Raw genomic sequence first — 7746 nt, forward strand, 5'->3', positions numbered from 1 at the left:
GCACGGTGTCACTCTTCGCCATCGAGTCGAGGACGGGACAGGGCTCTGGCAGCTGAAGCTCCCGCGTGAGTCCGCGAGGCTCGAGCTCGAGGTGGCGGGACAGGCGACGCGGCCCCCGGTCGAGCTCGTGGACCTTCTCCCCGCCTACCTCCGGGGGAGGCAGCTCGTCCCTGTCGCGAGGCTCCGCACCCGCCGGGAGACGATCCGGGCGAACGGCGCCGAGATCGTCGACGACAGTGTCTCCGTCCTCGAGGGGCAGCGGGTCGCACGACGGTTCCGCGAGATCGAGATCGAGCTTGTGGAGGGCGACGAGCGGGATCTGCGCCAGCTCGTCAAGGCGATGCGCCGCAGCGGAGCGGTCGAGCAGGGGACCCTACTACCGAAGCTCCACCGTGCGCTTGGCATCCCTGCACCTGCGCCGTCCCGGACAATCGAGAAGGACGCATCGCCCGGCGAGGCACTCGCCGTCGCGCTCGGCCACGAGTACCGCGAGCTCCTGATCCACGATCCCGGGACACGGCGCGGCGTCGACCCGGAAGACCTCCACCAGCTCAGGGTTGCGACCCGCCGCCTCCGGGCGTTTCTGCGCGCAGCTGGAGCTCTCGTCGAGAAGGAGTGGGCCGTGTCTCTTCGCGAGGAGCTCGGTTGGCTGGGCGGGCATCTCGGGCCGGCGCGGGACCTCGACGTCATGCTCGAGCGTCTCCGAGACGAGGTCGCCGCTCTCGGTGAGGATGGCGATGGTGCGGCCGGACTCCTCATCGTGCTCGAGGAGGAGCGGTCGGCGGCGTACGCTGCTGTCGTCGAGGTCCTCGGCGATGTGCGCTACTTCGCGCTGCTCGAGCGCCTTGAGAGCGCCGTTGCGCCCCCTCTGACCGGAGACGAGACCACGCTCGCAGCGATCTTCCATCGCGAGGCGAAGCGAATGCGGAGGACGTTCGCGGCTCTCGGTGACGATCCCGCCGACGAGGTGCTCCACCGCTCGCGTATTGCTGTGAAGCGAGCGCGCTACGCGGCCGACCTCGCCGCACCCGAACTCGGTCGACCGGGCGAGCGATTCGTGGCGATCGCAAAGCAACTGCAGGACGTCCTTGGCGATCATCAGGACGCCGTGTTTGCAGAGGCGCGGATTCGCGCGTGGGCCGAGTCGGAGCCCACGGGAGCATTCGCCGCAGGTCGGCTCGTGCAGCTCGAGCGCGACCGGAAGGGTGAGGCTCGCGCAGCATGGCCCGCAACGTGGCAAAGGCTCGACGAGGCGGCGCGGCGGGCAGTCCGCTGAGCAAGGTCGTTCGCGCCGCGGGAGGGATCGTGATCCGCGGCGTCGGTCCCGAGGGGGAGGTGCTTCTCGTGCATCGGCCGCAGTACGACGACTGGACGTTCCCAAAGGGCAAGGTCGAGCCGGGTGAAAGCGACGAGGAGTGCGCGATCCGCGAGGTCGAGGAGGAGACAGGGCTACGCTGCTCGCTCGCGAGGGAGCTCGAGCCGACCTCCTATCTCGACGCAAAAAAGCGGCCGAAGACGGTGCGCTACTGGGTGATGGAGGTCGTCGCCGGAGCACTGCACTTCGACTTCGAGGTCGACGTTGCGCGGTGGGTGACGGTTGACGAAGCCGCAAAGCTGCTCACCTACCCACGTGACGTCGACCTGTTGCTGTCTGTCTGGCCGGTGAGGCAGTAACAGATCGACACGACGCACGTCTTCTCTGTGCCGGAGCGAGGCGATAGGATCAGTGCACACGCGAACGCAGGAGGACAGATGTCGAAGGTGTTGATCCTGGCTGGTGACGCGGCCGAGGATCTCGAGACCATGTACATCAAGTACCGGCTTGTCGAAGCGGGATACGAGCCTCATGTCTCCGCGCCCACGATGCGCCCGATCAAGCTCGTCGTTCACGACTTCGAGCCCGGTTGGGACACCTACGTCGAGCGGCAGGGCCGAACCTGCCCAGTGGATCTCGCCTTCGCGGATGTCGACCCAACGGGCTACGCGGCGCTCGTGATCCCGGGCGGACGTGCTCCCGAGTTCATCAGGGTCGACCCGGAGGTAGCCCGCATCGTCGCCCACTTCTTCGCCGAGGGGAAGCCGGTCGGCACTCTCTGTCACGGCCCTCAGGTGCCAGCGGCGCTCGGCCTCCTGCGTGGACGTCGGAGCTCGGGCTTTGGCCCCTTGGCACCGGATATCGAGATGGCCGGAGGCGAGTACGTTGACGGTGCTGCAGTCGTCGACGAGAACATGGTCTCGTGCCGCGGCTGGGGTGATCTCGCCGAGTGGTCGCGGGCGTTCCTCGACGTTCTCGACCGCGCGATGGTCGCGGTCTAGGGCCTGACTTCGTCGATCGGTCGCGCGTTCCCCGTCAGCGCCGGGACGAAGACATCGGCCGAGAGGGTGTAGAGCAGGCAGTCGCTCCTCGCGGTGACCGTCGCGTTCCGCGGTCGGTTGTGAAGCAGGGCAAGCTCGCCGAAGCCGTCGCCCCGCGACAGTCCGGCCACGCGAGATTCGTCGCGAACCACGTCCACGGTGCCGTCGGCGATGGCGTAGAACGTCTCCCCGGAGTCTCCCTGCACAATGACGTCCGTTCCTGCTTTGGCCGAGAGCGGCTCGAGTGCCCGCGCGAGCGACTCGATCGTCGGTGGCGGAAGCAGTGCGAACAACGGCAGCGAGCGCAGGAGCGCAATCTCGACCACCGGGACACGAGCATGCTGGTCGATCGCGAGGAAGCGGCGTCCTGCGACGAGGGCAGCGAGCGGCAGGATCGCGGCGACGCCAATGAAGGCGAGCGAGGCTCCGCCGATCGAGATCAGGGCCGGCGCGAGGAACGAGCCGACCGCGGGGGCCGCCATCGCCAGCCCCTCGAGTAATCCAAAGACCCGCCCGTGGACGTTCACGGGCGCGACTCGCTGGAGAAGCGTCCTGCCCACGACGTCGAAGGTCGCCCGCGCGCCGCCGGCCATGGCAAGGAGGAGCAGCGCAGTGGCCGGCGCGGCCGTGGCGGCGAGTAGGAGGAGTGCGGCCGTCCAGACGCCGAGCGATAGTCCAAGGGGCACGATCAGTCGACGACTTCCGACGATCGTTGCGCCGACGATGGCGGCAACAATCCCCCCGGCGCCGAACGCAGCGGCGAGATAGCCGACCCACGACGTTGGGAGCGAGAGGACACCCTGCGCCAACTCGACGTAGAGCACGTCGAGCGCTCCGATCACGACGAACTGCGCAGCGAGGAGAAGAACGAGCAAGCGCGCGTTGCGATCACGCCTGAGCAGTTGCAGGCCGTCGAATGCGTTGATGTCGTAGTTCGGCGGCGTCGCCGCGACGACGGAGCGGAGCGGGAAGATCAGCAGTGCGCCCGCAGCGCAGGCAGCGCCCATCACGACGAAGACCGCCGCCGATGCGTAGAGAGCCAGAAGGACGCCCGCAATGAGTGGCGCGACGAGTGCAGCGAGGCTCTCGATCCACCCGCTGACGACATTCGTGGCGGTCAGTTCGTCGGGCGTGCGGGCGAACGCCGGAGCGAAGACGACCTGGGACGGCCTGATCAGTGTCAACGCCACAGCAACGAAGCCGAGGAGCACGTAGACCGGAAGCCTCGAGAGACCGGCGGCCATCGCGGCAGCGACCGCAAGGCACGTGAGAGCTAGGATTACATAACCGACGACCAGCGCCACTCCGGGTCGATACCGGTCGGCTACCGCGGCGGCGAGTGGCGCGATGATGGCTGCCGGAACGAGCACGGCCGCCGCGAGCAGGCCGCTTTCCGTCACACCGCCCTTCTCGAAGGCGTAGACGAGCATTGCGATCCACGTCGCAGTCTCGGTCGTCTTGAAGAACGCGAAGGACAGTTCGATCCGCCGGAGCGCTCGGCTCCTCGCAACCACGCCGGCGACCGAGCCGAGCGCGCCGAGGTACGAGCGCACACGCCCGAGGGCTGTTCTCCGCTCACGATCCGTAAACGGCATCTGGCGATCCTTGCAGTCCGTCGGGCTGGAAGGAGCTGTTTCCGCTGCGGCGGCACTATGCACTACCCTTCGCGAGCGATGAGCAGCGACTACGTCTACACGATGTACCGGGTCGACAAGTTCTATGGCTCCGACCGGCAGGTGCTCGCGAACATCTCCCTCTCGTTCCTGCCCGGGGCGAAGATCGGCGTGCTCGGACCGAACGGCGCGGGCAAGTCGACGTTGATGCGGATCATGGCGGGCCTCGAGGAGCCGTCCTCGGGCGTCGCCGAGCTCCATCCTGGAGCGAGCGTCGGCTTTCTCCAGCAGGAGCCCGAGCTCGATGAGACCAAAGACGTGCGCGGCAATGTCGAGGACGGCGTGCGCGAACTGCGCGACCTGCTCGACCGCTTCAACGCTGTTTCCGCCGCATTCGCCGAGCCCGATGCTGACTTTGACACGCTCCTCGCCGAACAGGCGAAGGTGCAAGAACAGATCGACCGCCACGATGCGTGGGGTCTCGATGCGGCGCTCGACCGCGCCATGGATGCGCTGCGCCTCCCCGAGGGTGACCGGGACGTCACCACGCTCTCCGGCGGCGAGAGGCGGCGCGTCGCGCTGTGCCGGCTGCTCCTCGCCTCCCCCGATCTTCTCCTCCTCGACGAGCCCACGAATCACCTCGACGCGGAGTCGGTCGCCTGGCTCGAGCGGTTCCTCGAGGACTACAAGGGCACCGTGATGGCCGTGACCCACGACCGCTACTTCCTCGACAACGTCGCCGGCTGGATCCTCGAGCTCGATCGTGGCAAGGGGCTGCCGTTCGAAGGGAACTACTCCTCCTGGCTCGAGCAGAAGCAGGCCCGGCTCGCTGTCGAGGAGAAGACCGAGTCGGCGCGTCGCAGGACGCTCGCGCGGGAGCTCGAGTGGGTGCGCATGAGCCCGCGCGCCCGGCACGCGAAGTCGAAAGCGCGCATCTCCTCGTACGAGAAGCTGCTTGCAGATGACGAGCACTTCAAGGTCGAGGGCGTCGAGATCCACATTCCCGCCGGCCCCCGCCTCGGCGACCTCGTCGTCGACGCCGAGCACGTCGTCAAGGGATTCGGCGACAGGCTGCTCGTCGAGGACCTCACGTTCTCGCTCCCGCCGGGCGGCATCGTCGGAGTCATCGGGCCGAACGGTGCGGGCAAGACGACGCTCTTCAAGATGATCGCCGGTGAGGAGATGCCCGATGACGGCGAGCTCCGCGTCGGTGAGACGGTCCAGCTCGCGTACGTCGATCAATCTCGCGGTGGTCTCAACCCGCAGAACACGGTGTGGAAGGAGATCTCCGAGAACCAGGACATCGTGCTGCTCGGGAAGCGCGAGGTGAACTCACGCCAGTACACCTCGTGGTTCAACTTCCGCGGCGGCGACCAGCAGAAGCTCGTCAAGGATCTTTCGGGCGGTGAGCGCAATCGCGTCCACCTCGCGAAGCTCCTCAAGTCGGGCGGTAACGTGCTGCTCCTCGACGAGCCGACCAACGACCTCGACGTCGACACGCTGCGGGCACTCGAAGACGCGCTGATCGACTTCGCCGGGTGTGCGGTCGTGATCACCCACGATCGCTGGTTCCTCGACCGCATCGCGACGCACATCCTTGCCTTCGAGGGCGACTCGCAGGCGACATGGTTCGAAGGCACATGGGGCGAGTACGTCGCGTGGGTCACCGAGACCCGTGGCGCAGAGGCGCTCGAACCACACCGCATCGCGTACAAGCCTCTCGTCCGGCCGTGACGCCGAAGCGTGTGGGACGCTTTTTTGACACATGCGGAGGCGGCGCGGCCGCGGTAGCACGCCCGTGACGCCGAAGCGTGTGGGACGCTTTTCTGGCACATGCGGACGCGGCGCGGCCGCGGTAGCACGGCCGTGATCGATCTACCGGTCGCCGACCCGGGGCGGCCGGATACCCGCTCGCCGATCCGGTTGCTCGTCTGGGTGGGCCGCCACCAGATCGGTACGATCCTCGTGGCGATTGTGTTCGGGATCATCTGGATGGTCTCGCAGGCGCTGATGCCGTACGCGATCGGTCAGGCGATCCAGCAGGGCATCGTCGACGACAACCGCGACGCGCTCGTCCGCTTCTGCGTTCTCCTCGCGGTGCTCGGCGTCATCCAGGCTGTTGCCGGCGTCTTCCGCCACCGCTTCTCGGTCCAGGTCTGGCTCCAGGCGTCGTTCAGGCTCGCGCAGGTCGTCGGCCATCATGCAGCGCGCTCCGGCGATGCAGTACGGGCTGAGCTCTCGACCGGCGAGGTCGTGGCGACGGTGTCGAATGACGCGCTTCGCGCCGGGGGGGCCTTCGACATTCTCGCGCGCCTCTCGGGCAGCGTTGTCTCGTACATCGTCGTCGCGGTGATCCTGCTCGCGACGTCGGTACCTCTCGGTCTCATCGTCCTGATCGGCGTGCCGATCCTGACGCTGTCACTCAGTTTCGTGATCAAGCCGCTCCACGTCAGGCAGCGGGTACAGCGCGACGAGGTCGGTCTCCTCACGGCGCTCGGGGCCGACACCGCCGCCGGCCTTCGTGTCCTGCGAGGCGTCGGCGGCGAGGACGTGTTCTTCGACCGCTACCAGAAGCGCTCGGAGGCGGTTCGCGTCAGCGGCGTGCGCGTGGCGACGCCCCAGTCGACGCTCGATTCGGCACAGGTGCTCCTGCCAGGGTTGTTCGTCGTCCTCGTCACGTGGGTCGGTGCGCGCCTCGCCGCCTCGGGAGACATCTCCGCCGGCGAGCTGATCGCCTTCTATGGATACGCCGGGTTCCTCGTCATCCCACTACGGACGTCTGCCGAGGCGGTGGAGAAGTTCACGCGTGCGCATGTCGGCGCCCGCAAGATGCTGCGGGTACTCGCCGTCCAGCGAGCCGTCGAGGATCCAGCGGAGCCGCTGGCCGAGCCGCCGCCCGGCGCTCCGCTCGTCGACCCGGACTCCGGTCTCTCGATCGAGCCCGGCAGTCTGACCTGCCTCGTGTCGGCGACGCCGGACGAGACGAGCGCGCTCGCAGATCGGCTCGGACGCATCGTCGACGACTGCGGCGTGATGCTCGGGGACACGCCAATCGACCGGCTGCCCCTCGAGGTCGTGCGACGACGGATCCTCGTTAGCGAGCCCGACCCGCTCATCTTCTCCGGCACGCTCCGGAGCGAGCTCGATCCGTGGGGGCGTTCGAGCGACGACGAGATCACGGCGGCGATCGAGGTCGCAGCTGCGGAGGACGTGCTCGTCGCGCTTCCGGCGGGTCTCGACGAGGTCGTCGACGAGCGCGGCCGGTCGTTCTCGGGTGGACAACGACAGCGACTCGTGCTCGTCAGGGCACTGCTCTCGGACGCAGAGATCCTCGTCCTCGTCGAGCCCACGAGCGCCGTTGATGCCCACACGGAGGCTCGGATTGCAGCTCAGCTCCACGACTTCCGAGCGGGCCGCACGACCGTCGTCGTGACAGCAAGTCCGCTCGTGCTCGATCGTGCGGACAAGGTCGTGCTCATTGCCGACGGGAAAGTCCACGCGAGCGGGACACACCGAGACCTCCTTCGCACGAGTAGCGCGTATCGCGACGTCGTCACCCGAGGCGAGACTGCATGAGCAAGCTTTTGCCTATCGCCGGCCCCGAGGAGATGCGCCGTCAGGCAGCAATCCTCGCGAGGCGCCATCGGCGCGCAATGATCGGTGTGCTCGTTCTCCATGCCCTTGCCGCCGCGACCGGCCTCGTAGGCCCGCCGCTCCTCGGCTCGCTGGTTCAGGGGTTGCAGACCGAGATCGACACGGCGGAGATCGACCGTGTCGT

6 protein-coding genes and 1 pseudogene are annotated in these 7746 nt (G+C 67.7%); 6 read left to right on the forward strand and 1 reads right to left on the reverse strand.

Annotation, left to right across the window (positions count from 1 at the left end; translation table 11 throughout):
• The 3 genes from ABIR74_RS02255 to ABIR74_RS02265 form a co-directional block, all read left to right on the forward strand.
• The coding region (locus ABIR74_RS02255; protein ID WP_348174989.1) for a CHAD domain-containing protein at positions 1-1276 on the forward strand (1276 nt) is incomplete at its 5' end.
• Complete coding sequence (locus tag ABIR74_RS02260) at positions 1222-1674, forward strand: NUDIX hydrolase (protein ID WP_348174990.1); 453 nt, start codon at positions 1222-1224, stop codon at positions 1672-1674. The genes ABIR74_RS02255 and ABIR74_RS02260, both read left to right, overlap by 55 nt.
• Before the next feature lie 78 nt (positions 1675-1752).
• On the forward strand, positions 1753-2316 hold the full coding sequence (locus tag ABIR74_RS02265) for a DJ-1/PfpI family protein (protein WP_348174992.1): 564 nt from the start codon (positions 1753-1755) through the stop codon (positions 2314-2316).
• Here ABIR74_RS02265 and ABIR74_RS02270 read toward each other — a convergent pair.
• Positions 2313-3950 (reverse strand): cyclic nucleotide-binding domain-containing protein, encoded by a 1638-nt coding sequence (locus tag ABIR74_RS02270; protein WP_348174993.1) that lies wholly within the window; start codon positions 3948-3950, stop codon positions 2313-2315. The genes ABIR74_RS02265 and ABIR74_RS02270 overlap by 4 nt on opposite strands.
• A gap of 78 nt (positions 3951-4028) precedes the next feature.
• Between ABIR74_RS02270 and ettA the strand changes: the two genes are divergently transcribed.
• From ettA to ABIR74_RS02285, 3 genes and pseudogenes are all read left to right on the forward strand, one after another.
• Positions 4029-5702 (forward strand): energy-dependent translational throttle protein EttA, encoded by a 1674-nt coding sequence (gene ettA, locus ABIR74_RS02275; protein ID WP_348174994.1) that lies wholly within the window; start codon positions 4029-4031, stop codon positions 5700-5702.
• A 99-nt stretch (positions 5703-5801) separates the two neighbouring features.
• Positions 5802-7544, forward strand: a complete 1743-nt coding sequence (locus ABIR74_RS02280) for an ABC transporter ATP-binding protein (RefSeq protein ID WP_348174995.1) — start codon at positions 5802-5804, stop codon at positions 7542-7544.
• Positions 7541-7746: pseudogene (locus ABIR74_RS02285) on the forward strand (ABC transporter ATP-binding protein); the annotation flags it as partial. The gene ABIR74_RS02280 and the pseudogene ABIR74_RS02285, both read left to right, overlap by 4 nt.

The sequence above is a fragment of the Gaiella sp. genome (genome assembly GCF_039915195.1).
Taxonomy (GTDB): domain Bacteria; phylum Actinomycetota; class Thermoleophilia; order Gaiellales; family Gaiellaceae; genus Gaiella.